The following is a 25,279-nucleotide window of genomic DNA, read 5'->3' on the forward strand; positions in this document are numbered from 1 at the left end:
TGCTTACACCCGAAAATTAAAGATACGACTCAACAGAAATAAGGGGACTTAGAGTGAACAAGTCGGAACTGATCGATGCCATCGCTGCATCTGCTGATATCCCAAAAGCTGTTGCTGGCCGCGCGCTGGATGCAGTGATCGAATCCGTCACCGGCGCCCTGAAGGCAGGTGACTCCGTGGTACTGGTTGGTTTCGGTACTTTCGCTGTCAAGGAGCGCGCTGCTCGCACTGGTCGCAATCCGCAGACCGGTAAGCCGATCAACATCGCCGCTGCCAAGATCCCTGGCTTCAAGGCTGGCAAAGCTCTGAAAGACGCCGTCAACTAAGCGTTTTTCACCCAGCCAGTCAGCATGCGCTGCTCTGGCTTGGGGCGGTTGCAGGGCGGGCAGGGGCTGCCCGATCCGGCTTGGGGGAATAAGCCCAACCGCTCCATAAGCTCCGAGAAGGCGCATCCCTGGATGCGCCTTTCTTTTATCCGGTTTCCACCCGCGTTGCGCACCCATCGCGCCGCAGACTCCTGGGGGTCGCATGCTTCAGAACATCAGGGACAATTCTCAAGGCTGGATAGCCAAGACCATCATCGGCATCATCGTGGTGCTGCTGGCGCTCACTGGTTTCGACGCCATCTTCAATGCCGCGAGCAACAGCCAGACTGCAGCCGAAGTCAATGGCGAAGAAATCTCCCGCTACGACCTAGATCAGGCGATGAATATGCAGCGGCGCCAGCTGGCTCAGCAGCTGGGTAGCGACTTCGACCCCTCCATGCTCGACGAGCGCCTGCTGCGCAACGCAGCGCTCGGCTCGTTGATTGACCGGATGCTGCTCTTGCAGAGCGCCAAGAGCGCCGACTTCGCTTTTTCCCGTGAGGCGCTCGACCAATTGATCCTGCAGACACCCGAGTTTCAGGTGGACGGGGTCTTCAACGCTGCGCGTTTCGACCAGGTCCTGCAGCAAATGGGTTATTCCCGTGTTCAGTTCCGTCAGCTTCTTGAGCAGGAAATGCTCATCGGTCAGCTGCGTGCCGGCATCTCCGGCACCGGTTTTGTAACCGATCAACAGGTCGAGAACTTCGCGCGGTTGGAGATGCAGACGCGGGATTTCGACACGCTCACCGTCCCGGCTCGCAGTGACACGATAGAGGTCAGCGACGAGCAGATCAGCGAGTACTACGAGGCCAACGCCGATCGGTTCCGTACCCCCGAGCAGGTCATCGTCGAATACGTCGAGTTGAAGAAGGAGTCGTTCTTCGACCAGGTCGAGGTGTCTGATGAGGAGCTGCAGGCGCTCTACCAGAAGCAGATCGCCAACCTGGCGGAGCAGCGCCGCGCCGCGCATATCCTCATCGAAACCGGTGCAGAGTCGGGCGATGACGAGGCCAAGGCCAAGATCGACGAGATTGCTGCGCGTGTGAAGGGTGGGGAAGATTTCGCCGCCGTCGCCAAGGAGGTTTCGCAGGACCCAGGTTCCGCCAAAGAAGGTGGCGATTTGGGGTTTGCAGGACCTGGCGTATACGACCCAGCGTTCGAAGAAGCGCTTTACGCGCTGAAGGAAGGGGAAGTGTCGGCGCCGGTCCGGTCCGAATTCGGCTGGCACATTATCAAGCTGCTCGGTGTTCAGTCGCCGGAAGTGCCTTCCCTCGAGAGCATGCGGCCCGAGCTGGTTCGCGAGCTCAAGGCGCAGCAGGTCGAACAACGTTTCGTCGAAGTCAGCAAGCAACTGGAAGACTCTGCGTTCGAAGCATCCGATCTTGCTCAGCCTGCGCAGGAACTCGGTTTGATGGTGCAGACCACCGAGCCGTTCGGGCGTGACGGTGGACAAGGCATCGCTGCCAATCGCCAGGTTGTCCAGGCTGCATTCAGCGACGAAGTGCTGGTCGATGGGGCCAACAGTAGCGTCATCGAACTTGACCCTGATACATCCATCGCTCTGCGTGTGAAAAAACATCTGCAGCCTGCAGCCATTCCGCTTGCCGATGTACGTGACGATATCGTCGGGCAGCTGCAGCAGAGTCTGGCTGCCGAGCGCGCCCGCGAGAAGGGCGAGCGGCTGCTGGCCGATCTGCGCGATGGCAAGCAGACTGATGGCCAATGGCAGACGATCGAGGCGGCTGGCCGGAACCAGGAGGGCGTTGCACCGGCACTGCTGCAGCAGGTGTTCCGCATGCCTCGCCCGGCAGAGCAGGGCAAACCGAGTTACGCAGGTGTCGCCTTGAGCAATGGCGACTATGCCGTGGTGCGGCTCAATGGCGTCAACGAGCCTGAAGCCTCGTTGTCCGACGAGGAGAAGCTGAATTTCCGGCGTTTCCTCGCCTCCCGGATGGGACAGCAGGATTTCGCTGCGTTCCGCCAGAAGCTACAGGCCCAAGCGGAAATCGAACGTTTCTGACAGCTTGAGCCGATACGACAACGCCCCGAACCATTCGGGGCGTTTTCTTTTCTGACCTCAACGCAGAAGGCGCCGCGCTACCCAGGGGCCCTGACGCAAAAGCGCAGCGTGAATCTGAACAAGACGGGCACCCGCCTGCAGGCGCGCCGCCAGGTGCTCTGCGGACTGGATTCCACCAACCGACATCAGCGTTATGTCGTTGCCGCAGAATCGATGCAGCTGTTCGATCTGTTCGCAGGCAAGCGCCTGTTGATGCTCATTGCGCCAGGCGTCGTAGCGCTGTCGTGTGGCTGGCGGCCCCGGATCATGAGCCGCCAGTACGCCGTCATAGCTCAGCTCCAACAGCAAGCCCGTCAAAGAGAATGGAATCTGTCCGGGCAGACAACGCAGTTTCACCGCCAGTGGTACGTGGCGGCCGGCTGAATGATTCAGCACTTGCTGTTCCTCGCGCAGCGCAACGAGCAGCCCCCGCAGCCGTGCGGGTTGATGCAGCAGCGGTGCGCTTGCTGGGCCAATCAGATTGAGCATCAGGTAGTCGGCCTGCCGCCACGCATTCCGCAGCTGGCCACGGCATTCGGCCGATGAGTTTCTCGCATCCAGTGTCAGGTTGATCCCTAGTAGCGCAGGGCCTTGCGGAATGTCGCCGAGGTCATTGGTTTGCGCTGCCGTCAGGCTGCCGATCTCGGTGAAGCCGAAACCCAGGGTGGCGACGCGCCCTGCCAGACGTCCGTTTCGATCAAAACCGGCAGCGATCCCAAGAGGAGAGCGGAAGCTCAGTCCCATTGCCGCGACTGGCTGTGTGAGGTCGCCCCGGGTAACGCTGCAGGCAGCGCTGGTGATGCCTAGCGCAAGACGCTGCAGTGCCCTGCGGCCGAGCATTGCCCAGCGCATGTCGCTATCCATGCTGCCGCTCGAATGCTGTCATGAACGAAACCAGCCGCCGGACCCCTGCCACTGGCATGGCGTTATAAAGGCTAGCCCGTACACCGCCGACGGCGGGATGTCCAGCCAGATTGGCGAGACCGTTCTGCGCTGCGTCCTGCAGGAAGGTATCGACAAGCGCCGTATCAGCAAGCTGGAAACAGACGTTGATCGCCGAGCGATCCTGGCGACGCTGCAAGCATTTGAAGAGGCGGCTGCCATCTATGTATTCATACAGCAACCGGCTTCGGACTCGTGCCGCTGCCGCCATCGCCTCAAGCCCGCCGTTATGCCTGATCCAGCGCAGCATCAAGCCGGTCACATAAAGGGCGAACGTCGGAGGTGTGTTCAGGCGACTCAGATGCTCTGTCTGCATGGCGTAGCTGAAAACGCTGGGAAGCCCCGGGGGCGGCACGCGCAGCAGATCGTCGCGCACGATGACGACGCATAAGCCGGACACGCCCAGATTCTTTTGTGCGCTGGCATAGATCAGCCCGAAGCGTTCGACTGGAATCGGGCGGGTCAGGAAATCGGAGGTCATATCGGCCACCAGTGGCACGGCTAGGCGGGGGAACTCCTGCATCTGCAGTCCGTTGCCGGTCTCGTTACTGGTGATGTGGCAGTACCCGGCTCCAGCGTCGAGCCTCCATTGATCAAACGCCGGGATGGCGGTAAAGGCCTGATCCGCACCGCTGGCGATGACGCTCACCTCGGCGTGGCGACGGGCTTCACGGATTGCCTTGCCGGCCCAGTGCCCGCTCTCCACGTAGGCGGCGTGCTGCCCAGGCTGCAACAGGTTGAGCGGCAGCAGGCCGAACTGCGCACTGGCTCCGCCCTGCAGAAACAGTACGTGATAACCGTTGGGAATCCGCAGCAGCCCACGCAGATCATCCTCCACTTCTGCCATGAGTCGCTTGAAGAGCGACCCGGTAAAGGGCTGCTCGAGTATCGAAAAGCCGGTGTCGCCCCAACTCGGCAGCTCCTCGCGGATCTGCGTCAACACCTCGGCCGGAAGCATCGCCGGCCCTGCGGCGAAGTTGTAGCGCTCCAGTCGCTCAGAAGAGATGCAGGCCATGGCCACCAGCCGCCATCAGGAACAGCAACGGGAAAGACAGGATGGTATTGCTGCGTGACGAGAGAAAGGTGATACGTGAGCAGCGCACGCGCTCCTCGAGCGTTGCCGGAACGAAGCCCAGCAGCTTCTTCTGATGCGGCCACAGCACCAGCCAGAGGTTGAGCAGCATCAACGTGCCGATCCAGGCGCCAAGACCGATCACGGCAAGCGGCCCTTGCAGCAGCAATGCATCGGCAAGCCAGCCGCGTTGCCAGAGCATGGCCATCCCGGACAGCCACACCACCACAGACGCATAGCGGAAAATGCCGTGCTCTCGCTTCATTCGCACTTCCAGATCGCGATTCAGCGTGGCGGTGTCGATGCCGTTCTGCAGCGGTACGAAGCGGGGGTTCTGGATGAAGTTGGCGTAGTTATGACCAATCCAGACCAGGGCGAACAGCAGGTGGGCATAGCGTGCCAGCACGTCGATAACAGGCAGTTGCATGGCTCAGCCCACCAGCCAGTAACGCAGCAGCAAATAGCAACCGAGGGTCAGTGAAAGCCCGGCGCTTATGGTCCCGGCAAAGGAATCATGAGGCAGCTTCATAATCGACTCCCTGGCTGGCCTGTCGGGCGATCAGCGTGCCTTGCGGGCGCGCGGCGTCTTGCGCGAGGTCTACGGCCTGTCGAATCAGATGATGATGCGGGGATTTATTGCAGGCCGGATCGGTGTTGGCGCCGTTGCCGGTCAGCAGCAATGCCTGGCAGCGGCAGCCGCCAAAGTCCTTTTCCTTCTCGTCACAGCTGCGACAGGGTTCCGGCATCCAGGCGTCGCCACGGTAGAGGTTGAATACTGGTGAGTTGTGCCAGATCTGCTCCAGCCGGTGTTCGCGCACATTGGGGAAGGTCAGGTCCTTGAAGTTGCTGGCCTGAGAGCACGGCAGCACGTTGCCGTTGGGTGCGATGGTGACATGTATCGCGCCCCAGCCATTCATGCACGCTTTTGGACGTCCCTCGAAGTAGTCAGGGATGACGAAGAATATGGTCAGCTGATCGCCGTAGGATTCTCTTGCACTTCTTACCTGTGCTTCGGCGCGAAGCAGCTCCTCACGGGTCGGCATCAACGCGTCGCGGTTGAGCAGGGCCCAGTTGTAGTACTGGACGTTGGCCAACTCCAGGTATTCGATGCCCAGATCGACCGCGAAGTCGATGATTTCCGGTACCTGGCCGATGTTCTGCCGGGTGATCGGTACGTTGAGGACCATGGGAAAGTCCATCGACTTGATCAGTCGCGCCATGCCGAGCTTGCGCTCCCAGGCATCGACGCCGGCCAGCTGACGCGCCACGTCACGGTCGGTGGACTGAAAACCGAGCTGGATGTGGCGCAGCCCGGCATCCTTCAGGGCGCGCAGGCGCGCCTCGGTCAGCCCTATCCCGGAGGTGATCAGGTTGGTGTAGTAGCCCATTCGGTCGGCCTCGGCGACCAGCGTCTCGAGGTCCTTGCGCAAGGTCGGTTCGCCGCCGGAGAAGCCGATCTGCATGGCACCCATGGCGCGCGCCTGGGCCATCACGTCGATCCATTCCGCCGTGCTCAGCTCGTCCTGGCGGTAGTCGGCGAAGTTGCGCGGGTTGCTGCAGAACACGCACTGCAGCGGGCATTGATAGGTCAGCTCCAGTAGTAGCCAGACCGGGTTGCCGCTGCCGTCAAGCCTTAGCTCTGATCCAGCCTTTGGCATGGGACACCTCCAGGAAATTCAGGACGCCGTTGCGGATAGTGTCGATATCGGATGCGTCGTAGGCCGTACGCAGCTGCTCGATCAGTTCGCTGACGCTGGTCTTGCCGTCGCAACGTTTCAGGATCTCCCCACCCGTTGCATTGAGCTTGACGATGCCTTCGGGATAGAGCAGCACATGGGCCTGCTGCGACTCCTCCCAGCGAAAGAGGAAAGGCGGGCGGATCGTGTAGCAGCTGGCCGACGATATGGTTGTTGTCATGTCGATCTCCTCGCTCGACCGGCGCAATGGCTTGAGCCATCACGCCGGTCGTGACTTCAGCGCACGTAGACGTACGCGGTGACTTCGAAGCCCAGGCGCAGGTCGCAGAAGTCCGGATTGATCCACTGCATGGCGTATCTCCTCATCGTTGTGGTCAGGAAAAGCGATGTCGCACCTCGAAGCTAAGGCGCTTTGGCGGGTCGGCTAATAAGACTTTGGGGTTGGTTTTGCCGCCTTTTGGTCGTGCTTTTCTTGCGTTGCAGGAGAATTTGCGCTTTAGCTCGGCGCCCTTGTTCAGGGTCATTTTTAGGGTGCGATTCCGGGCCTATTCTGCTCGGCTTTTTCTCCCGTTCAGGCTTGCTCGATTCAATCGCATACCGCCATCAGCTCCGCCTCTGCGCCTTGCCATCTACTACCAAATGAGGAGCCCTCCGCTGCCATGGGGGCATACCGGAGCGAAGACCCCACTGCCTAAGATCGGTCCATGTCCTGTGCACCTTCCGGCGCAGGCTCCGACAAGCAGAACAAAGAGAGGCCCATCATGATCTATGCCCAGCCCGGTACCCCTGGCGCCGTAGTTTCCTTCAAGCCGCGCTACGGCAATTACATTGGTGGTGAATTCGTGCCGCCGGTCAAAGGCGAATACTTCGTCAACACCTCGCCGGTCAATGGTGAAGTGATCGCCGAATTCCCGCGTTCGGGTGCCGAGGATATCGAGAGGGCTCTCGATGCTGCTCACGCCGCTGCCGATGCCTGGGGACGCACCTCTGTCCAGGATCGCGCCAACATCCTGCTGAAGATCGCCGACCGCATCGAGGCGAATCTGGAAAAGCTCGCAGTCGCCGAAACCTGGGACAACGGCAAAGCCGTTCGTGAAACCCTGAACGCCGACGTACCGCTGGCTGCAGATCACTTCCGTTACTTCGCGGGCTGCATCCGCGCTCAGGAAGGCAGCGCTGCAGAGATCAACGACACCACCGCGGCCTACCATTTCCATGAGCCGCTGGGCGTGGTTGGTCAGATCATTCCGTGGAACTTCCCGCTGCTGATGGCCGCTTGGAAGCTGGCTCCGGCCCTGGCCGCTGGCAACTGCATCGTGCTCAAGCCGGCCGAGCAGACCCCGCTCTCGATCATGGTATTCATCGAAGTGATCGGCGACCTGCTGCCACCGGGCGTGCTGAACATCGTTCAGGGCTTCGGCAAGGAGGCAGGCCAGGCACTGGCTACCAGCACCCGCATCGCCAAGATCGCCTTCACCGGCTCGACCCCGGTTGGTTCGCACATCATGCGCTGCGCCGCCGAGAACATCATTCCGAGCACCGTGGAGCTGGGTGGTAAGAGCCCGAACATCTTCTTCGAAGACATCATGAATGCTGAGCCTGCATTCATCGAAAAGGCTGCCGAAGGCCTGGTGTTGGCCTTCTTCAACCAGGGTGAGGTCTGCACCTGCCCGTCGCGCGCACTGATTCAGGAATCGATCTTCGAGCCCTTCATGGAAGTGGTGATGAAGAAGATCAAGGCGATCAAGCGTGGCAACCCGCTGGATACCGACACCATGGTCGGCGCCCAGGCTTCCGAGCAACAGTTCGACAAGATCCTCTCCTACATGGAGATCGCTCAGCAGGAAGGCGCGCAGATCCTCACCGGCGGTGCTGCCGAGAAGCTCGAAGGTGGCCTGGCCTCCGGTTATTACGTGCAGCCGACCCTGATCAAGGGTCACAACAAGATGCGTGTGTTCCAGGAAGAGATCTTCGGGCCGGTGGTTGGCGTGGCGACCTTCAAGGACGAAGCCGAAGCCCTGGCAATCGCCAACGACACCGAGTTCGGCCTGGGTGCCGGCGTCTGGACCCGCGACATCAACCGCGCCTACCGCATGGGTCGTGGCATCAAGGCCGGTCGCGTCTGGACCAACTGCTACCACCTGTACCCGGCGCATGCCGCGTTCGGTGGCTACAAGAAGTCCGGCGTCGGCCGCGAAACCCACAAGATGATGCTCGACCACTACCAGCAGACCAAGAACCTGCTGGTCAGCTACGACATCAATCCGCTCGGATTCTTCTGATGAGGGCCCCGGCGCGTATGCTCCAGCGCGCCGGTTTACTTTGCTACGCACGTCATGTGCAGGGATCCGCGCCGATTCTGTAGTTACCCCCTCGGATCGAACGCAAGGTTCCTATCGCAAACGCGGCTTCGGCCGCGTTTTTTTATGCTCCGGATTCGACCAGCCATCGCGACTATCGAACTCCCCCTAGCCGAAGCGCCTCACATCTGCATAGGCCAATATCGGAAGTAGAGGAGGTCACCCATGCCGCAACTGCTCGAGCCCTGCTCGCTGAAGCACCTGCGCTTACGCAATAGAGCCGTCGTCGCACCCATGACGCGGGTCAGCGCCGAGCCCGAGGGAGCTGCCAACGAACTGATGCGCGACTACTACGCGTCCTTCGCCAAAGGCGGCTTCGGCATGCTCGTCAGCGAGGGGATCTACACCGATACCGCTTATAGCCAGGGCTATTTCAACCAGCCTGGGCTTGCCACCGAGGTGCACCGGGACAGCTGGAAACCTGTCGTGCAAGCGGTTCACGAAGCCGGCGCGACGTTCATCGCGCAGCTCATGCATGGCGGTGCCCAGACCCAGGGCAACATCCATCACGCCCGCCATGTGGCGCCGTCGCCGATACAGCCGAGCGGAGCGCAGCTGACGTTCTACGGCGGCGAAGGTCCCTACGCCACGCCGGCCGAGATGAGCGAGGACGACATCCAGCATGCCATCGCCGGTTTCGCGCTGGCTGCCCGGCATGCTCGGGACGCAGGCTTCGACGGCATCGAACTGCACGGTGCCAACGGCTATCTGCTGCACGAATTCATGAGTGCCGAGTTCAACCAGCGCAGCGATCAGTGGGGCGGTGATTTTCTCGAACGCCTGCGCATGCCACTGGCGGTGATCGCGGCCGTGCGAGCCGCGGTGGGCGACGAGTTCGTGGTAGGGATGCGGTTGTCGCAGAGCATGGTCTGTGACGGCCGACTGAAATGGGAGGGCGGTGAGCAGCTGGCCCGAGAGCGCTTCAGCACCCTTGCTGACGCGGGACTCGATTATCTGCATATCACTGAACCCGACGCCGCCGCCCCGGCCTTTGTCGAAGGCCCGAGCCTTGCTGCCATCGCCAAGGGCAGCGTCGCGATCCCGGTGATCGGCAACGGTGGCATCGTCACCGGCGAGCAGGCCGAGGCCTTGCTCGGTCGCGGCGAGATGGATCTGGTGGCGGTTGGCAAGGCCGCGCTGGCCAACAACGATTGGCCGCTACGCATTCAGCAAGGCATCGAGCTGAGCGATTTCGACGGCTCGATGTTCGTGCCGATGGCCACCATCACCAACGAGCTGGCATGGCGCAATGCCCATGATCGGCCAGCGCTGCGTACGAGTTGACATGCCGGCCAATGAGGCGTCAGCTGGACTGAAACCTGGTAACAGATCTGTGCCGTCCGTCGGGCACTACCAAGGCACGGCGCTGTCTCCTTCCAAAGTACCATTCTGCTGAACGCAGAACAGGGGGCTTAATTGGGCTGTCGGAATCTTCCGGCACCATAAAAAGAGGACCGACCTATGTGGACTAAACCCGCCTTCACCGACATGCGTATTGGTTTCGAAGTCACCATGTACTTCGCAAATCGTTGATCGATCAGCCCCGGCTCCGGCCGGGGCTTTGCTTTTGGGGGCTGTCCATGTTCATCCGAATTCTCGGTTCCGCCGCGGGTGGAGGTTTTCCGCAGTGGAACTGCAACTGCGCCAACTGTGCGGGCCTGCGCGCCGGCACACTCAACGCCAAGGCGCGTACCCAGTCGTCTATCGCCATCAGCGATAACGGTGTCGACTGGATTCTGTGCAATGCATCGCCGGACATCCGCGCTCAGCTGGAGTCATTCCCGACGCTGCAGCCGGCCCGTGCGCCACGCGATACCGCCATCGGTGCGATCGTTCTGCTGGACAGCCAGATCGATCACACCACCGGCCTGCTGACCCTGCGTGAAGGTTGCCCGCACGAGGTCTGGTGCACCGAGATGGTGCATCAGGATCTGACCACCGGGTTCCCGCTGTTCAACATGCTCGAACACTGGAACGGCGGCTTGAAATGGAATCCCATCGCCCTGACCGGCAGTTTCACGATTCCCTGTTGCCCCAGCCTGCACATCACGCCGATTCCGCTGCGCAGTTCCGCGCCGCCATATTCGCCGCACCGCAATGACCCGCATCCCGGCGACAACATCGGCCTGCTGATCGAGGATCGTAAAACCGGTGGCACGCTGTTCTATGCGCCGGGCCTGGGCAAGGTCAGCGACGAACTGCTGGAAACCATGCGCCAGGCCGACTGCCTGCTGGTCGACGGCACCCTGTGGCGCGATGACGAAATGCTTGTGCGTGAGGTCGGCACCAAGCTCGGCAGCGAAATGGGGCACCTGCAGCAGAGTGGCCCCGGCGGCATGATCGAAGTGCTCGATGGCATGCCCGCGGTGCGCAAGATCCTCATCCACATCAACAACACCAATCCGATCCTCGATGAAGACTCCGTCGAACGCGAAATCCTCGGCGAGCATGGAATCGAAGTGTCCTTCGATGGCATGAACATCGAGCTATAGCAGCTCATCGCGGCTTCAGTCGCGCGCTGCAGCAAAACCCGAACAGCGGAACGATAAGAAAAGGAAAGACACTGCCATGAACCTGCCAGCCATGAGCCCCGCGGAATTCGAACAGGCGCTGCGCGCCAAGGGCGAGTACTACCATATTCATCACCCGTTTCACCGGGCCATGTATGCCGGGCAGGCGACACGCGAGCAGATTCAGGGCTGGGTCGCCAACCGTTTCTACTACCAAGTCTGCATTCCGGTGAAGGATGCGGCGATCATGGCCAACTGTCCGGACCGCGACACCCGCCGCGAGTGGATTCAGCGCATCATCGACCACGATGGCGCGCCGGGCGAGGAGGGTGGCATCGAAGCCTGGCTGCGACTGGCCGAAGCTGTCGGGCTCGATCGCGAGCAGGTGCTGTCGCAGGAACTGGTGCTGCCTGGTGTACGCTTCGCCGTCGACGCCTACGTCAACTTCGCCCGCCGCGCAAGCTGGCAGGAGGCCGCCAGTAGCTCGCTGACCGAACTCTTTGCCCCAACCATTCACCAGTCGCGCCTGGACAGCTGGCCGCAGCACTATCCCTGGATCGACGCCTCGGGCTACGACTACTTTCGCAAGCGCCTGAAGGAAGCACGCCGCGATGTCGAGCACGGCCTGCGCATCACCCTGGATCACTATCGCACCCGCGAGGCCCAGGAGCGCATGCTGAACATTCTGCAGTTCAAACTCGATGTGCTGTGGAGCATGCTCGACGCCATGAGCATGGCCTATGAGCTGGATCGCCCGCCGTATCATACCGTCACCTGCGAGCGCGTCTGGCACAAGGGCATCAGCATCTAAGCGCCTGGTAGGGTGGGCTGCGGCCCATCACCGCCGGGGGCCAGATCGACGCCTGCACGCCCATTGATGAGAGAAGACATGAGCGATATCCAACTGACCCAGGTTCCGACCTTTCGCCGAGGCTTTCGCTTCCAGTGGGAGCCGGCACAGAACTGCCACGTACTGCTCTATCCGGAAGGCATGATCAAGCTCAACGAGAGCGCTGCGGCGGTGCTGACCGAGGTGGACGGCACGCGGACCGTTGGCGCCATCGTTGCCGATCTGCAGGCCCGCTACCCTGAGGCCGAGGGCATTCAAGAGGATATCGTCGCGTTCCTGGAGGTTGCCGTTGAACGGTTCTGGATCGAGCTTCGCTAAACCCGGCTACGAGCCCGGCCCGCCGCTCTGGCTGTTGGCGGAGCTGACCTATCGTTGCCCGCTGCAGTGCCCGTACTGCTCCAATCCGCTGGACTTCGCTCGCAGCCACGATGAGCTGACCACCGCCGAGTGGATCGAGGTATTCCGCCAGGCGCGGGAGATGGGCGCCGCCCAGCTGGGCTTTTCCGGAGGTGAGCCGCTGGTCCGTCAGGATCTCGCCGAGCTGATCGCCGCTGCGCGTGGGCTCGGCTACTACACCAACCTGATCACCTCCGGCATCGGTCTCACTGAAGAGAAGATCGCCAGCTTCGCCGAGGCCGGCCTCGACCATATCCAGATCAGCTTCCAGGCCGCGGACGAGGAGGTGAACAACCTGCTCGCCGGTTCGCAGAAGGCTTTCGCCCACAAGCTGGAAATGGCCCGTGCGGTGAAGAAGCATGGCTATCCGATGGTGCTCAACTTCGTCACCCATCGGCACAACATCGACAACATCGACCAGATCATTCGTCTGTGCATTGAACTCGAAGCGGATTTCGTTGAGCTTGCCACCTGCCAGTTCTATGGCTGGGCCGAGCTGAACCGTGCCGGGCTGCTGCCGAGCAAGGAACAGCTGGTACGTGCCGAGCGCATCACCAACGAGTGGCGCGACAAGCTCGCCGCGGAAAACCATCCGTGCAAGCTGATCTTCGTGACGCCCGATTACTACGAAGAACGGCCGAAGGCCTGCATGAACGGCTGGGGCAACCTGTTCCTCGACATCACCCCGGACGGTACGGCGCTGCCCTGTCACAGTGCACGGCAATTGCCGGTGGAATTTCCCAATGTGCGCGAGCACAGCATCGAGCACATCTGGCGACACTCGTTCGGCTTCAACAAGTTTCGCGGTTACGACTGGATGCCCGAACCCTGCCGCAGCTGCGACGAGAAGGAGCGCGACTTCGGTGGCTGCCGCTGTCAGGCATTCATGCTCACGGGCGATGCCGCGAACGCCGACCCGGTGTGTAGCAAGTCGGCGCATCACGGCACCATTCTCGCTGCTCGGGAGCAGGCCGAGCATGGCGCCCTCGGCCTCCACCAGCTGCAGCATCGCAACGAAAAGGCCTCCCGCTTGATCATCAAGGCATGACGGCACCCGGAGCTGCCCCGCAAGGTACGGCAGCCGCGCGCCTGCCGTATGGTTTCTGGCCCAGCGACTGGAGCGCCGAGGCCGCCGCGGCCGCCAGCCGGGATTTCGCCGAGCTGCGGGCCGGGCAGGGTGGGTTGTTCTGGATCGAGTACGACCCCGCCGAAGGGCGCTGCAGCCTGTGGTTCTGGCGGGCCGGCCATGCGCGCTGCCTGACGCCGGCAGGGTATTCGGTCCGCAGCCGCGTCTATGAATACGGCGGCGGCGCGTTCTGCCTGACCGGGCAGGGCCTTGCTTTCGTCAACGAAGCGGACCAGCAGATCTACCTGCAAACGCTGAGCGAAGGTCAGCCTTTGCCGTCGGCGCTGACTGCGCGTCCCGACTGCCGCTATGGCGATCTGCAGTACGACCGCCACGAGAACGCTATCGTCGCCCTGGAAGAATCGCGCGAAGGCGATGGGGTGGTGCATCGGCTGGTGAGCATCGCCATCGCCGATGGCACACGTCGACTCCTCGTCGAAGGGGCTGGCTTCTACGCGTCACCCACGCTTGGTCCTGATGGTCGCCGCCTCGCCTGGATCGAGTGGGATCGCCCTGAGCAACCCTGGACCTCAACGCGCCTGTGCAACGCCGAGCGCCAGCCGGACGGGGGGTGGGGGGCGGTGCGATGCCTGGCCGGCGAGGCGGGTGGCGAATCGCTGCAGCAACCGCGTTTCGCCGAAGACGGTCGGCTGATGTGCCTCAGTGATCGGCTGGGCTACTGGCAACCCTGGGCCGAGCGCGAGGGCGGTTGGGCCTTGCATCCGCTGATCGAGACGAAACCGGAGTCTGCACGGGATTTCGACTGCGCGCCCGCGCCCTGGCAGCTGGGTACCAGCAGCTATCTGCCGCTGACCGACGGCGGCGTGCTGTTGACCCATATGGTCGATGGTTACGGGTTGCTGTTCGAACACGTCGCCGAAGGCCGGCAGCGACAGCTGGCCGGTGCGTTCAGCCGCTGCCGCCAGTTGGCCGCCGACGCCACCCATGTGTTCTGTATCGCTGGCGCAGCGCAGCGCACGCCTGCGGTGCTGGCCATCGAGCGGGCCAGCGGCATGGTGCAGATCCTCGCCGGCGGTGCGACGCCGTTGGCCGGGGCACAGGTCTCCTATCCGCAGCCCATGCGCTTTCCAACCGGCAACGGCGAAACCGCCCATGCGTTTTTCTACGCGCCGCGCAATGTGAACTGCCGGGGCGAACCCGGAACGTCGCCACCTCTGGTGGTGTTCATCCATGGCGGTCCGACGTCGGCGTGCTACCCCGTCTTCGATCCGCGCATCCAGTTCTGGACGCAGCGCGGTTTTGCCGTGGTGGACGTCAACTACCGCGGCAGCAGTGGTTTCGGTCGCGCCTACCGGCAATGCCTGCACGGGCAATGGGGCGTGGTGGATGTGGAGGACGCCTGTCAGGCAGTACGAGCGCTGGTAGAACAAGGTGCGGTCGATCCGCGGCGGGTGTTCATTCGCGGCTCCAGTGCGGGTGGCTACACCGCCCTCAGCGCGCTGGTAGCCACCAATCTGTTTCGCGGCGGCGCCAGCCTGTACGGCGTCAGCGATCCATTGGCGCTGCGTCGGGTGACGCACAAGTTCGAAGGCGATTATCTGGACTGGCTAATAGGTGATCCGCGGCGGGTGCCGGAGCGCTTTCGCGAACGCGCGCCGCTGTATAACGCCGAGCTCATCGCTGCACCGATACTCTTCCTGCAGGGCGCGCAGGATGCGGTGGTACTACCCGAGCAGACCGAAACCATGGTGGCGGCGCTGCGCGGGCGAGGTATCGAGGTGGAGTACCGGCTCTACCCGAACGAGCGACATGGCTTTCGCCAGGCCAATAATCTGGCTGATGCGCTGGAGCGTGAACTGCGCTTCTATCGTGGGCTGCTGTAGAGTTTTCCGCCGGACGGATGGCAGGCAGCCATTAGGTGCATTGCTTTACTTGAGCAATGCAGTAGGCTTGCGCTCGTTGTTACAAAAATAAAAAAGGCCGCAGTCATGAGCCCGAATATCAGCCTTCAGCGCAAGTTCGTTTCCCCAGAAATTATCTTCGGCGCGGGATGTCGCCACAGCGTCGGGACCTGCGCCGGCAACTTCGGAGCGCGAAAGGTGCTGGTTGTCTCCGACCCCGGCGTGGTCAAGGCGGGCTGGGTGGCTGACGTGCTGGCGAGCCTCGACCGGCAGAACATCGAACACTGCCTGTTCACTGATGTTTCGCCTAATCCCCGTTGCGAAGAGGTGATGCTCGGCGCCGAGCTGTATAGCAGCGAAGGCTGCAACGTGATCGTCGCGGTAGGCGGGGGCAGTCCGATGGACTGTGCCAAGGGCATTGGTATCGTTGCGGCGCACGGGCGCCATATCAACGAGTTCGAAGGGGTGGATACGCTGCGTGTGCCCAGTCCACCACTGATCCTGATCCCGACCACCGCCGGCACATCGGCTGACGTGTCGCAGTTCGTGATCATCTCCAACCAACAGGAGCGGATGAAGTTCTCCATCGTCAGCAAAGCAGCCGTGCCGGATGTTTCGCTGATCGACCCGGAAACCACGCTGAGCATGGACCCGTTCCTTTCCGCCTGTACCGGCATTGACGCGCTGGTGCACGCCATCGAGGCGTTCGTGTCGACTGGCCATGGGCCGCTGACCGACCCGCACGCGCTGGAAGCCATGCGACTGATCAACGGCAATCTTGCGCAGATGATCGCCAATCCGGCGGATATCGCGCTGCGCGAGCAGATCATGCTCGGCAGCATGCAGGCCGGGCTGGCGTTCTCCAATGCGATTCTCGGTGCGGTGCATGCCATGTCCCACAGCCTCGGTGGCTATCTCGATCTGCCCCATGGCGTCTGCAATGCCGTGCTGGTCGAACATGTCGTCGCATTCAATTACGACGCCTCGCCGGACCGCTACCGCAAGGTCGCCGAAACCCTGGGCATCGATTCGCGCGGGCTGAACCACCGCCAGGTTCGTGAGCGGCTGGTGCAGCACCTGATCGATCTCAAGCAGCAGATCGGCTTTCGTGAAACGCTGAGCCTGCACGGCGTTAACCTTTCCGATATCCCGTTCCTCTCGCAACATGCGATGCAGGATCCCTGCATCCTGACTAATCCACGCTCGTCGACGCAGCGGGACGTCGAGGTCGTCTATGCCGAAGCCCTCTGATGATCAGCAGCATCAGGCCCTGGCGCAACTGCTCGGGTTCGGCAGCCATTCCGCACGCAAGAGTCACTACCCGGAACTGGTGGCACGCCTGGAAGAGCTGGAGGGCGAGCGCAATCGCTACAAATGGCTGTTCGAGCACGCCGTGCATGGCATCTTTCAGGCCAGCCTCCATGAAGGCATTCGCGCCGCCAATCCTGCCTTGGCGCGCATGCTCAATTACGAAACCCCGGAAGAGGCGCTGTGGGCGCTGACCGATCTGTCCCATCACCTGTTCATCGGTGGTGAGGAGGAGCTGCGGCAGATCCGCCACACCCTGAGCCAGCAACATGGCCTGTTTGGCTACGAGACGCGCCTGCGCCGCAAGGACGGCAGCGCCATCTACGTGATCATGAACCTGCTGCTCAAGCCGGACGAAGACGGTCTGGTGGAAGGCTTCGTCGCCGACGTGACCGAGCGCAAGCTGGCGCAATTGCGGCTGCTGCAGCTCAACGAAGAGCTCGAGCAGCGCGTCGCCGAGCGCACCTGTGAATTGCGTGAGGCCCGCGATGCAGCGGAAGCCGCCAATCTGAGCAAGGACAAGTATCTCGCCGCGGCCAGCCACGACCTGCTACAGCCGCTCAACGCCGCACGGCTGCTGATCTCGACCCTGCGTGAACGCCAACTGCCGCAGAACGAGCTGCATCTGGTCGAGCGGGCCCACCAGGCCCTGGAAGGCGCCGAAGACCTGCTGACCGACCTGCTCGATATTTCCAAGCTCGATCAGGCCGCGATCAAACCGGACATCGATATTTACTCGCTGGACGAGGTGCTGCTGCCGTTGGTGTCGGAATTCCAGTCGGTCGCTGCTGCGGCGGGCTTGCAGTTGAAACACTACATCCCACGGGTCGCCATCAAGACCGATTTCCGCCTGCTGACGCGGATCCTGCGGAATTTCCTCAGCAATGCCTGCCGCTATACCGATCAGGGCGCGGTACTGGTTGGCGCACGCATGCGCGCCGGGGCGCTGCGTATCGAGGTCTGGGATACCGGACGGGGCATTCCGGAGGAGGAGCTGCAGGCAATTTTTCTCGAATTCAATCAGCTCGGGATTGGTCGATCCGCGAAACGCAGTGGCGTAGGGCTGGGATTGGCCATCGTCGACCGTATCGCCAGCATGCTCGGCTACCAGGTGCTGGTGCGCTCGATGCCGGGGCGTGGCTCGGTGTTCAGTATCGATGTGCCGCTGGCCGAAGCGATGCCCCGCGAACGGGTTGCGGCCCCGGCGATCGTGCCGCAGCTGGGCGACCCGCTGCCAGGGCGCCGGCTGCTGGTGATCGACAACGAAGAGAGCATCCTGTCAAGCATGGCTGCCTTGCTTGAACAATGGGGCTGTACGGTGCTGACAGCCACCGACGAGCAAAGCGCAATGGCGGCGCTGGATGGCGTCGCGCCGGATGCGATCCTCGCCGATTACCATCTGGATCACGGGCTGACCGGCTGGGATGTCGTGCTCGCGGTGCGAGGACGCTTCAACCAGGCGCTGCCGGTGGTGATGATCACCGCCGATCGCAGCGACCAATGCCGCCAGCAACTGCAGGGCTGCGGCGTGCCTGTGCTGAACAAGCCGGTCAAGCCCGGCAAGATGCGTTCGGTGCTCAGCCATCTGCTCGCCGCCGCCAACGGCAATGGTGGACAGGATTCGGGCTGACACGATCTGGATCAAGTTTTAGCGCGCGCCGGCTCGGCTAGACTCCCTGTCATGAAAGCCCATCTGCGTCTGCTACTCGTCCTGTTGATCAGCCTCGCGCTCCCCGTGAGTAGCATGGCTGCGCTCGAGCTGAAGACAGAGCTTTGCCAGATGCAAAGCGACATGGATGCCGCCGGACATCTCGTACACCAGGCTGAAGCTCAGGGCGAGGACACGCACTCGCACGATGGCAATCCACTGTGTAAAAGCGGCCACCAGTGCAAAACCGGCAGCATGTTGCAGACGGGCGTCGCGCAGCCGCATCTGACTGCCTCGCTGCCGCAACTCGCAGTACATTATTCTGAGTTCTTTCCCGCCCGTTCCAACGCCGACGTCTGGCGCCCTCCGCGTTACTGATTCCATCGCTGACCTGACTCGCCCCGCGTTCATGCGCTGAGGCGCTATAGGCATGCCTTGCGGCATGCAGGAAACCGAGGAATCCAATCCATGATCTCCCGATTGATAGGGAAGTACCGGCCGTTCGCGGGTGTGGTGGTTGTCGCCGCGTTCGGCCTGCCCGGCGCAGCCGCCGGGCTGACATTCGATGATGCCCTGAGCCTTGCGCAACAGCAGGCGCCATCGCTGCGTGCTGAGGCGTCGAGGCTGCAAGCCGCGCGTAGCGAAGCCGTCGCCGCGGGCGAACTGCCGGACCCGAAGCTGCTGCTGGGGCTGCAGAATCTGCCCATTGAGGGCGCCGAGCGCTGGAGCCTCGATGAGGACGGCATGACCATGCGCATGGTCGGCCTGATGCAGGAAGTACCGAACCGCGACAAGCGCAAGGCGCGTAGCGATGTGGCGCAGGCGTCTGTCGAGCGCGCCGCTGCCTCGCGCGAGGTGGAAACCCTCAGGGTGCGTCTGGCGACTGCCCAGGCGTGGATCGCCACCCACGCGGTAGAACGCAAGATCCGGCTGTTCGACCAGTTGTTCGAGGAGAACCGCCTGCTCGCCGAAGCGATTCGGGCGCGTATCGCCGGCGGGCGAGGGCAGTTGACCGACAGCGTCGCGGCGAAGCAACAGGCAGCGCTATTGGCTGATCGCCAGGACGAACTGGAGCAGCAGCGCCGCCAGGCACGCGCGGCGCTGGTGCGTTGGGTCGGCAGCGATGGCAATCAACCGCTGCTCGGCGAACCGCCGCGCTGGGCCATTGCCCCTGAACAACTGGCGCAGCGGGTCGGCCAGCACCCGCAACTGACCGCCTATGCGCCGCTTACCCAGGTGGCGCAGGCACGCATCCGTGAGGCGACCGCCGAGAAACAGGTCGACTGGAGTTGGGAGGTTAGCTACCTCAAGCGCGGCCGCGAGTATGGCGACATGGTCAATCTGCAATTCAGTTTCGACCTGCCGGTGTTTCAGCGCTCGCGGCAGATCCCGCGGATCGCCGCCCGCTACGCCGAGCTTGAACAACTGGAAGCCGAACGCGAAGCCATGACGCGCGAGTTTGTGGAGCAACTGGACGTCGAGCTGGCCGAGCTGGATCGCTTGCAGCGCGCACTTGAACGCAACGCGGAGGTGCTGCTGCCGCTGGGAGAGGAAAAGGTGGAGCTGGCGATGGCCGGCTATCGCGCCGGGACCAGCGAACTGGAAGCGGTGCTGACAGCGCGCAACGAACTGATCGAGACCCGCCTTGAACACATCGACCTGCAAGGTCTGGTAGCCATCGCGGCTGCGCGCTTGCACCTCGCTTACGGAGAAGCCAAATGAGCCGGAACATTCTCGCAAGCGTCACCCTGGCTGGGGTGACGGCTCTGATCGGCGCGGCTGGCGGCTACTGGCTGGCCAGCGCTGATGACCAGGCATCCGAACCGCTCGCACCCGCCGTCGAGCGTGATGCCGAAGTGCTGTACTGGTACGACCCGATGGTGCCGCAGCACCGTTTCGAAAAGCCCGGCAAGTCGCCGTTCATGGATATGGACCTGGTGCCACGCTACGCCAATGAGAATGGCGACGTTGCGGCCATCAGTATCGATGCCGGCGTCACGCAGAACCTTGGTATTCGCCTGGCGACCGTCAGCCGCGGACAGCTGGCGAATGTGGTCGACGCGGTCGGTGTGCTCGAATACAACGCGCGTGATGTCGCGCGGGTTCAGGCGCGAGCCGGCGGGTTCGTCGAACGTGTCTATCGACATGCGCCAGGCGATGTGCTGGACAAGGGCGCAGCGCTGGCCGACCTGCTGATTCCCGAGTGGACGGCTGCTCAGGAGGAATACCTGGCTTTGCGGCGAATCGGCGAACCGGCGCTGCTGGCGGCCGCACGGCAGCGCCTGCGTCTGGCCGGCATGCCGGAATCGACCATCAGCCAACTCGAGCGCAGTGGCAAGGTCAACGCGTCCATTACCATTTCCACCCCGATCGCCGGCGTACTGCAGGAACTGGACGTTCGCGAAGGCATGACGCTTGCGGCCGGTGCGCCGCTCGCGCGGATCAATGGTCTGGACAGCGTCTGGCTGGAAGTGGCAGTACCAGAGGCGCAGAGCCAGGGAATCCGCGTCGGCCAGCGCGCCACCGCGCGGCTGCCGGCGCTGCCGGGCCAGCTCATCGAGGGTGAGATCAGCGCGGTGCTGCCGGAGGCCAATGCTGCAAGCCGCACCCTACGTGTGCGGATACAGCTGCCCAATCCAGACGGACTGCTGCGGCCCGGGCTGACGGCTCAGGCCAGCCTGGCCAGTGGCGACGATGCCTCGGTTCTGCTGATTCCGGGCGAGGCTGTCATTCGCTCCGGGCGCCGCAGCCTGGTGATGCTGGCCGAGGCCGGCGGCCGCTATCGCCCGGTGGAAGTCGAGACCGGGCGGGAGAACGGCAGCCAGACCGTCATCCTCCACGGGCTGGAGGAGGGCCAGCAGGTGGTCGCATCCGGCCAGTTCCTGCTGGACTCCGAAGCCAGCTTGCGCGGCATCGTCGCGCCGCCCGCGGCCAGTGATACGCAGCACGATCATGATCATGGCCATGCTCAGCCGGCACCGGCGCTGCATGAATCCGAGGGTCGTGTCATGGCGCTCGCTGATGCCCGCGTGAAGATCGCACACGGTCCGTTCCATACGCTTGGCATGCCCGGCATGACCATGGCATTCGCGGTCGCCGATGCGGCATTGCTGCAGGACATCGAGGTCGAGGACCGGGTGCGTTTCGCTGTCCGGGAAACCGATGAAGGCCTGCTGATCGAGCAGATTCAGTCGCTGGAGAAGCAGCCATGATTGCCGCGCTGATTCGCTGGTCCGTCCTCAATCGGTTCCTGGTGCTGATGGCGACGTTGCTGATGACTGCCGTGGGCATCTGGGCGGTGCGTACCACGCCGATCGACGCGCTGCCTGACCTGTCCGACGTGCAGGTGATCATCCGCACGCCCTATCCGGGGCAGGCGCCACAGATCGTCGAAAATCAGGTGACCTATCCACTGACCACCACCATGCTCTCGGTGCCCGGGGCGAAAACGGTGCGCGGCTATTCGTTCTTCGGCGATAGCTTCGTCTATGTCCTGTTCGAGGACGGCACCGATCTGTACTGGGCGCGCTCACGGGTGCTTGAGTACCTGAGCCAGGTGCAGAGCCGGCTGCCCGCAGGCGCCAAGCCATCTCTTGGGCCGGACGCCACCGGCGTCGGCTGGATCTATCAGTACGCGCTGGTCGACCGCAGCGGCACGCACGACCTCGCGCAACTGCGCAGCCTGCAGGACTGGTTCCTGAAGTACGAACTGATCACGCTGCCGAACGTCGCCGAGGTGGCGACCATCGGTGGCATGGTCAAGCAGTACCAGATCGTGCTCGACCCACTGAAGATGGCCAGCCTTGCCGTCACTCAGGCGCAGGTCATCGAGGCCATCGGCAAGGCCAATCAGGAGACCGGCGGCGCCGTACTCGAACTGGCCGAAACCGAATACATGGTCCGCGCCTCTGGCTACCTGCAGACGCTCGAGGATTTTCGCCAGATTCCACTGCAGTTGAGCGCCAGGGGCGTGCCGGTCACACTGGGCGATGTGGCGAATATTCAGCTCGGCCCGGAAATGCGTCGAGGTATTGCTGAACTCGACGGGGAGGGGGAAACGGTCGGCGGGGTGGTCATCCTGCGCAGCGGCAAGAACGCGCGGAAAACCCTGGCCGCTGTTCAAGCCAAGCTCAAGGAGCTGAAAAGCAGCCTGCCCGAGGGTGTCGAGATCGTCACCACCTACGATCGCAGCGAGCTGATCGACCGCGCGGTGGAGAATCTCAGCTTCAAGCTGCTGGAGGAGTTTGTCGTCGTCGCGCTGGTGTGCGGAGTCTTTCTCTGGCACCTGCGCTCTTCGCTGGTGGCGATCGTCTCGCTGCCCATCGGCATACTGATTGCCTTCGTTGTGATGCGTTACCAGGGCATCAACGCCAACATCATGTCGCTCGGCGGTATCGCCATCGCCATCGGTGCGATGGTCGATGCGGCGGTGGTGATGATCGAAAACGCCCACAAGAAGGCCGAGGCCTGGCGCCACGCCAATCCCGGCAAGTCACTGGAGGGTGAAGAGCACTGGCGGGTGATGACAAGCGCGGCGCAGGAAGTCGGGCCGGCGCTGTTCTTCTGTCTGTTGATCATCACCCTGTCGTTCATTCCGGTGTTCACCCTCGAAGCGCAGGAAGGCCGCCTGTTCGGTCCGCTGGCCTTTACCAAGACCTATGCCATGGCCGCAGCGGCTGGGCTTTCGGTGACCCTGGTGCCGGTGCTGATGGGCTACTGGATTCGCGGCAAACTGCCGGACGAGGCGCGCAATCCGCTCAACCGCGGGCTGATACGGGTCTATCGCCCGGCGCTGAATGCAGTGCTGGATCACCCGAAAACGACCATCGCCGTAGCCGTGCTGATCCTGGCTACGACGCTGTGGCCGATGTCGCGACTGGGCGGGGAGTTCCTGCCGCCGATGGACGAGGGTGATCTGCTCTACATGCCTTCGGCGCTGCCGGGGCTGTCAGCACAGAAAGCCGCGCAGCTGTTGCAACAGACCGATCGCATGATCCGCACGGTTCCGGAAGTCGAAACCGTGTTCGGCAAAGCTGGCCGCGCTGAGTCAGCGACCGATCCGGCACCGCTGGAGATGTTCGAGACCACCATCCGTTTCAAGCCGCGAGAGCAGTGGCGCGCCGGCATGACCCCTGAGAAGCTGATCGACGAGCTGGACCGGGCAGTGCAGGTGCCAGGCCTGACCAATATCTGGATTCCGCCGATACGCAATCGCATCGACATGCTCGCCACCGGCATCAAGAGCCCGATCGGGGTGAAGATCGCCGGCGCCAACCTGGAGGAGATCGACCGTGTCAGCCAGCAAGTGGAGGCCGTTGCCAGAAAGGTGCCGGGTGTCAGTTCGGCGCTGGCCGAGCGCCTGGTCGGCGGGCGCTACGTCGATATCGATATCGATCGTCGGGACGCCGCCCGCTACGGGCTGAACATCGCCGACGTGCAGTCAATCGTCTCCAGCGCCATCGGGGGCGAAACCGTAGGTGAGACCATCGAGGGCCTGGCGCGCTACCCGATCAGCGTTCGCTATCCCCGCGAATGGCGCGATACTCCCCAGCGGGTGGAGCAGCTGCCGATCCTCACGCCGCAGGGCAGCCAGATCACCCTCGGCAGCGTGGCGCGAGTGCGCATAAGCGACGGCCCGCCGATGCTGCGCAGCGAGAATGCGCGGCTGGCGGGATGGGTATACGTCGACGTGCGCGGCCGGGATATCGCTTCGGTCGTTGCCGATCTGCGCGATGCGGTCAGCACCGAAGTCAGCCTGCTGCCCGGCATGAGCCTGGCTTACTCGGGCCAGTTCGAGTTTCTCGAGCGCGCCAACGAGCGCCTCAAGCTGGTGGTGCCCGCGACGTTGCTGATCATTTTCTTCCTCCTCTACCTGACGTTCGGCCGGCTGGACGAGGCCGTGCTGATCATGCTGACCCTGCCGTTCGCGCTGACTGGCGGCGTCTGGTTCCTCTATCTGATGGGCTACAACCTGTCGGTGGCCACCGGTGTCGGTTTCATCGCGCTGGCGGGGGTCGCTGCGGAGTTCGGTGTGATCATGCTGCTGTATCTGAAAAACGCCTGGGCCGAACAGCAGCGCGACGGGCTGAGCGGCGAGGCCGCGCTGTGCGATGCAATCCGCGAAGGCGCGGTGCAGCGGGTACGCCCGAAGGCGATGACCGTGGCGGTGATTGTCGCCGGCCTGTTGCCGATCCTGCTGGGGGCGGGCACCGGCAGCGAAATCATGAGCCGCATCGCAGCGCCGATGGTCGGCGGCATGCTGAGTGCGCCGCTGCTGTCGCTGTTCGTGATCCCGGCCGCCTATCGTTTGATGCGCAGAGCGAGGTGATGACTTACTGACTCGGCTGCATCAGCAACAGAAGGAAGGAGTAGCCGAGCGACCCGAGCAGAAAAGCACCGAATCGGCTGTTCCTTTCTGTTGGCAGTTCCTCCTTCAGGACGTTAAGGATGATCGCGCCGGCAATGAAGGCGGTTACCGCCGATACCCCCAGCTCGGAGAGGTCGATGATCGAGCCGAACGCCCAGCCGATCAGCGTTGACCCCGCCAGGATCCAGCGGCCGCGTCGAGCGAACAGATCCTGGTGGTCATGCTGAAGGGCCACATCATTGACCATGAAGTGCAGCGCCATGGCCACGGTGTACCAGACCAGTTCCAGCATCTGGCCAGGATCACGGTTGGCGAGGATATTCCCGATCAGTGCGTTGTAGCCGGCGAAGGCACCTATGTGCAGCCAGAACACGCCCGCGTGGGAAGGTGCGCCTTCAGGCCGCTCGTCGCGGTGCCGCTTGATCAGCCGCTCGAGTCCGTAGAAGCAGACCAGGCCGACCAGCGCCAGCAGGTAGGCGTGGTGCTCAAGGTAGCGCAACGGGTGAAACCCGCTATCCTCCATCACCCTCTGCCCGTCGGCCAGTTCGGGGAGCAGGTGCACGAAGACATAGGCGACGGCGACGCCACCGGCTGCGGACAGCCAGCGGCTGCGCGGCAACTGATGTAGTTTGCTCAGCCTTCCGGCCAGCATATGGGTGGCTGTCAGCACCAGTGCGGCGATCAGGGTGAGCATGAGATATCCGCGGAAAAGGCCAT

General features: G+C 62.9%; 23 protein-coding genes. 15 read left to right on the plus strand and 8 right to left on the minus strand.

Annotated features, from left to right (window positions below; translation table 11 throughout):
• Positions 1-53 precede the first annotated feature (53 nt).
• Both hupB and ACX1DW_RS06795 read left to right on the plus strand, forming a co-directional pair.
• The gene (hupB, locus tag ACX1DW_RS06790; protein WP_003282502.1) at positions 54-326 is read left to right on the plus strand and encodes a nucleoid-associated protein HU-beta; all 273 of its coding nucleotides are present in this window, start codon (positions 54-56) and stop codon (positions 324-326) included.
• Positions 327-528: 202 nt separating this feature from the next.
• Positions 529-2,385: a SurA N-terminal domain-containing protein gene (locus ACX1DW_RS06795; RefSeq protein WP_458993066.1), complete on the plus strand. Its 1,857-nt coding sequence runs from the start codon at positions 529-531 to the stop codon at positions 2,383-2,385.
• A gap of 57 nt (positions 2,386-2,442) precedes the next feature.
• On the opposite strand, the gene ACX1DW_RS06800 is transcribed toward ACX1DW_RS06795, so the two are convergent.
• The 6 genes from ACX1DW_RS06800 to pqqA (ACX1DW_RS06825) all read right to left on the minus strand — a co-directional run bounded on the left by ACX1DW_RS06800 (position 2,443) and on the right by pqqA (ACX1DW_RS06825) (position 6,501).
• A complete protein-coding gene (locus ACX1DW_RS06800) occupies positions 2,443-3,288 on the minus strand; it encodes a beta/alpha barrel domain-containing protein (RefSeq protein WP_458993067.1) in 846 nt (281 codons plus the stop codon).
• On the minus strand, positions 3,281-4,381 hold the full coding sequence (gene serC / locus ACX1DW_RS06805; protein WP_458993068.1) for a 3-phosphoserine/phosphohydroxythreonine transaminase: 1,101 nt from the start codon (positions 4,379-4,381) through the stop codon (positions 3,281-3,283). Before serC ends, ACX1DW_RS06800 begins: the two co-directional genes overlap by 8 nt.
• Positions 4,362-4,865: a urate hydroxylase PuuD gene (locus ACX1DW_RS06810; protein WP_063543006.1), complete on the minus strand. Its 504-nt coding sequence runs from the start codon at positions 4,863-4,865 to the stop codon at positions 4,362-4,364. Before ACX1DW_RS06810 ends, serC begins: the two co-directional genes overlap by 20 nt.
• Before the next feature lie 85 nt (positions 4,866-4,950).
• Positions 4,951-6,096 carry a pyrroloquinoline quinone biosynthesis protein PqqE gene (pqqE, locus tag ACX1DW_RS06815; protein WP_458993069.1) on the minus strand — a complete coding sequence of 382 codons (1,146 nt, stop codon included), beginning with the start codon at positions 6,094-6,096 and terminating at the stop codon, positions 4,951-4,953.
• Complete coding sequence (pqqD, locus tag ACX1DW_RS06820; RefSeq protein ID WP_208218446.1) at positions 6,065-6,355, minus strand: pyrroloquinoline quinone biosynthesis peptide chaperone PqqD; 291 nt, start codon at positions 6,353-6,355, stop codon at positions 6,065-6,067. The genes pqqE (ACX1DW_RS06815) and pqqD (ACX1DW_RS06820) overlap by 32 nt, the downstream gene beginning before the upstream one ends.
• 56 nt (positions 6,356-6,411) lie before the next feature.
• Positions 6,412-6,501, minus strand: a complete 90-nt coding sequence (gene pqqA / locus ACX1DW_RS06825) for a pyrroloquinoline quinone precursor peptide PqqA (RefSeq protein ID WP_194291615.1) — start codon at positions 6,499-6,501, stop codon at positions 6,412-6,414.
• Between the two features lie 395 nt (positions 6,502-6,896).
• Between pqqA (ACX1DW_RS06825) and exaC the strand changes: the two genes are divergently transcribed.
• The 10 genes from exaC to ACX1DW_RS06875 all read left to right on the plus strand — a co-directional run bounded on the left by exaC (position 6,897) and on the right by ACX1DW_RS06875 (position 18,177).
• Positions 6,897-8,417, plus strand: a complete 1,521-nt coding sequence (exaC, locus tag ACX1DW_RS06830) for an acetaldehyde dehydrogenase ExaC (protein ID WP_125868884.1) — start codon at positions 6,897-6,899, stop codon at positions 8,415-8,417.
• A 243-nt stretch (positions 8,418-8,660) separates the two neighbouring features.
• On the plus strand, positions 8,661-9,779 hold the full coding sequence (locus ACX1DW_RS06835; RefSeq protein WP_458993070.1) for an oxidoreductase: 1,119 nt from the start codon (positions 8,661-8,663) through the stop codon (positions 9,777-9,779).
• A 177-nt stretch (positions 9,780-9,956) separates the two neighbouring features.
• Complete coding sequence (gene pqqA / locus ACX1DW_RS06840; RefSeq protein WP_003284930.1) at positions 9,957-10,028, plus strand: pyrroloquinoline quinone precursor peptide PqqA; 72 nt, start codon at positions 9,957-9,959, stop codon at positions 10,026-10,028.
• A gap of 47 nt (positions 10,029-10,075) precedes the next feature.
• The gene (pqqB, locus tag ACX1DW_RS06845) at positions 10,076-10,987 is read left to right on the plus strand and encodes a pyrroloquinoline quinone biosynthesis protein PqqB (protein ID WP_200593898.1); all 912 of its coding nucleotides are present in this window, start codon (positions 10,076-10,078) and stop codon (positions 10,985-10,987) included.
• A gap of 76 nt (positions 10,988-11,063) precedes the next feature.
• Entirely contained in the window at positions 11,064-11,816 is a 753-nt protein-coding gene (pqqC, locus tag ACX1DW_RS06850; protein ID WP_017245082.1) for a pyrroloquinoline-quinone synthase PqqC, read from the plus strand.
• Between the two features lie 78 nt (positions 11,817-11,894).
• Positions 11,895-12,173, plus strand: coding sequence for a pyrroloquinoline quinone biosynthesis peptide chaperone PqqD (pqqD, locus tag ACX1DW_RS06855; RefSeq protein WP_017245083.1), 279 nt, complete (start codon positions 11,895-11,897; stop codon positions 12,171-12,173).
• Entirely contained in the window at positions 12,145-13,299 is a 1,155-nt protein-coding gene (gene pqqE / locus ACX1DW_RS06860) for a pyrroloquinoline quinone biosynthesis protein PqqE (protein ID WP_102841127.1), read from the plus strand. The genes pqqD (ACX1DW_RS06855) and pqqE (ACX1DW_RS06860) overlap by 29 nt, the downstream gene beginning before the upstream one ends.
• Complete coding sequence (locus tag ACX1DW_RS06865) at positions 13,296-15,221, plus strand: S9 family peptidase (protein ID WP_458993071.1); 1,926 nt, start codon at positions 13,296-13,298, stop codon at positions 15,219-15,221. Before pqqE (ACX1DW_RS06860) ends, ACX1DW_RS06865 begins: the two co-directional genes overlap by 4 nt.
• A gap of 105 nt (positions 15,222-15,326) precedes the next feature.
• Positions 15,327-16,490, plus strand: a complete 1,164-nt coding sequence (gene ercA / locus ACX1DW_RS06870) for an alcohol dehydrogenase-like regulatory protein ErcA (RefSeq protein WP_063542990.1) — start codon at positions 15,327-15,329, stop codon at positions 16,488-16,490.
• Complete coding sequence (locus tag ACX1DW_RS06875; RefSeq protein WP_458993072.1) at positions 16,474-18,177, plus strand: PAS domain-containing hybrid sensor histidine kinase/response regulator; 1,704 nt, start codon at positions 16,474-16,476, stop codon at positions 18,175-18,177. The genes ercA and ACX1DW_RS06875 overlap by 17 nt, the downstream gene beginning before the upstream one ends.
• A gap of 72 nt (positions 18,178-18,249) precedes the next feature.
• Here ACX1DW_RS06875 and ACX1DW_RS06880 read toward each other — a convergent pair whose 3' ends face one another.
• Positions 18,250-18,480 (minus strand): hypothetical protein, encoded by a 231-nt coding sequence (locus ACX1DW_RS06880; protein WP_230357267.1) that lies wholly within the window; start codon positions 18,478-18,480, stop codon positions 18,250-18,252.
• A 183-nt stretch (positions 18,481-18,663) separates the two neighbouring features.
• Here ACX1DW_RS06880 and ACX1DW_RS06885 point away from each other — a divergent pair, with 183 nt between their 5' ends.
• Genes ACX1DW_RS06885 through ACX1DW_RS06895 form a run of 3 tightly spaced genes read left to right on the plus strand, consistent with a single transcriptional unit; the run spans position 18,664 to position 24,523 of the window.
• Positions 18,664-19,917 (plus strand): TolC family protein, encoded by a 1,254-nt coding sequence (locus ACX1DW_RS06885; RefSeq protein ID WP_458993073.1) that lies wholly within the window; start codon positions 18,664-18,666, stop codon positions 19,915-19,917.
• Complete coding sequence (locus tag ACX1DW_RS06890) at positions 19,914-21,407, plus strand: efflux RND transporter periplasmic adaptor subunit (RefSeq protein WP_458993074.1); 1,494 nt, start codon at positions 19,914-19,916, stop codon at positions 21,405-21,407. The genes ACX1DW_RS06885 and ACX1DW_RS06890 overlap by 4 nt, the downstream gene beginning before the upstream one ends.
• Entirely contained in the window at positions 21,404-24,523 is a 3,120-nt protein-coding gene (locus ACX1DW_RS06895; protein ID WP_458993075.1) for an efflux RND transporter permease subunit, read from the plus strand. The genes ACX1DW_RS06890 and ACX1DW_RS06895 overlap by 4 nt, the downstream gene beginning before the upstream one ends.
• A 4-nt stretch (positions 24,524-24,527) precedes the next feature.
• Here ACX1DW_RS06895 and ACX1DW_RS06900 read toward each other — a convergent pair whose 3' ends face one another.
• Positions 24,528-25,256, minus strand: a complete 729-nt coding sequence (locus ACX1DW_RS06900) for a hypothetical protein (RefSeq protein WP_133457140.1) — start codon at positions 25,254-25,256, stop codon at positions 24,528-24,530.
• Positions 25,257-25,279 lie beyond the last annotated feature (23 nt).

This window comes from Stutzerimonas sp. KH-1 (genome assembly GCF_054483855.1).

Coding starts and splice junctions, on each gene's coding strand:
- ACX1DW_RS06890 (WP_458993074.1), top strand. CDS start 19,914: ATGAGCCGGAACATTCTCGCAAGCGTCACCCTGGCTGGGGTGACGGCT.
- ACX1DW_RS06875 (WP_458993072.1), top strand. CDS start 16,474: ATGCCGAAGCCCTCTGATGATCAGCAGCATCAGGCCCTGGCGCAACTG.
- ACX1DW_RS06795 (WP_458993066.1), top strand. CDS start 529: ATGCTTCAGAACATCAGGGACAATTCTCAAGGCTGGATAGCCAAGACC.
- ACX1DW_RS06895 (WP_458993075.1), top strand. CDS start 21,404: ATGATTGCCGCGCTGATTCGCTGGTCCGTCCTCAATCGGTTCCTGGTG.
- ACX1DW_RS06900 (WP_133457140.1), bottom strand. CDS start 25,256: ATGCTCACCCTGATCGCCGCACTGGTGCTGACAGCCACCCATATGCTG.
- ACX1DW_RS06810 (WP_063543006.1), bottom strand. CDS start 4,865: ATGCAACTGCCTGTTATCGACGTGCTGGCACGCTATGCCCACCTGCTG.
- ACX1DW_RS06880 (WP_230357267.1), bottom strand. CDS start 18,480: ATGCGGCTGCGCGACGCCCGTCTGCAACATGCTGCCGGTTTTGCACTG.
- ACX1DW_RS06800 (WP_458993067.1), bottom strand. CDS start 3,288: ATGGATAGCGACATGCGCTGGGCAATGCTCGGCCGCAGGGCACTGCAG.
- ACX1DW_RS06835 (WP_458993070.1), top strand. CDS start 8,661: ATGCCGCAACTGCTCGAGCCCTGCTCGCTGAAGCACCTGCGCTTACGC.
- ACX1DW_RS06865 (WP_458993071.1), top strand. CDS start 13,296: ATGACGGCACCCGGAGCTGCCCCGCAAGGTACGGCAGCCGCGCGCCTG.
- ACX1DW_RS06885 (WP_458993073.1), top strand. CDS start 18,664: ATGATCTCCCGATTGATAGGGAAGTACCGGCCGTTCGCGGGTGTGGTG.
- pqqC (WP_017245082.1), top strand. CDS start 11,064: ATGAACCTGCCAGCCATGAGCCCCGCGGAATTCGAACAGGCGCTGCGC.
- exaC (WP_125868884.1), top strand. CDS start 6,897: ATGATCTATGCCCAGCCCGGTACCCCTGGCGCCGTAGTTTCCTTCAAG.
- serC (WP_458993068.1), bottom strand. CDS start 4,381: ATGGCCTGCATCTCTTCTGAGCGACTGGAGCGCTACAACTTCGCCGCA.
- pqqE (WP_458993069.1), bottom strand. CDS start 6,096: ATGCCAAAGGCTGGATCAGAGCTAAGGCTTGACGGCAGCGGCAACCCG.
- pqqD (WP_208218446.1), bottom strand. CDS start 6,355: ATGACAACAACCATATCGTCGGCCAGCTGCTACACGATCCGCCCGCCT.
- pqqA (WP_194291615.1), bottom strand. CDS start 6,501: ATGAGGAGATACGCCATGCAGTGGATCAATCCGGACTTCTGCGACCTG.
- pqqD (WP_017245083.1), top strand. CDS start 11,895: ATGAGCGATATCCAACTGACCCAGGTTCCGACCTTTCGCCGAGGCTTT.
- pqqB (WP_200593898.1), top strand. CDS start 10,076: ATGTTCATCCGAATTCTCGGTTCCGCCGCGGGTGGAGGTTTTCCGCAG.
- ercA (WP_063542990.1), top strand. CDS start 15,327: ATGAGCCCGAATATCAGCCTTCAGCGCAAGTTCGTTTCCCCAGAAATT.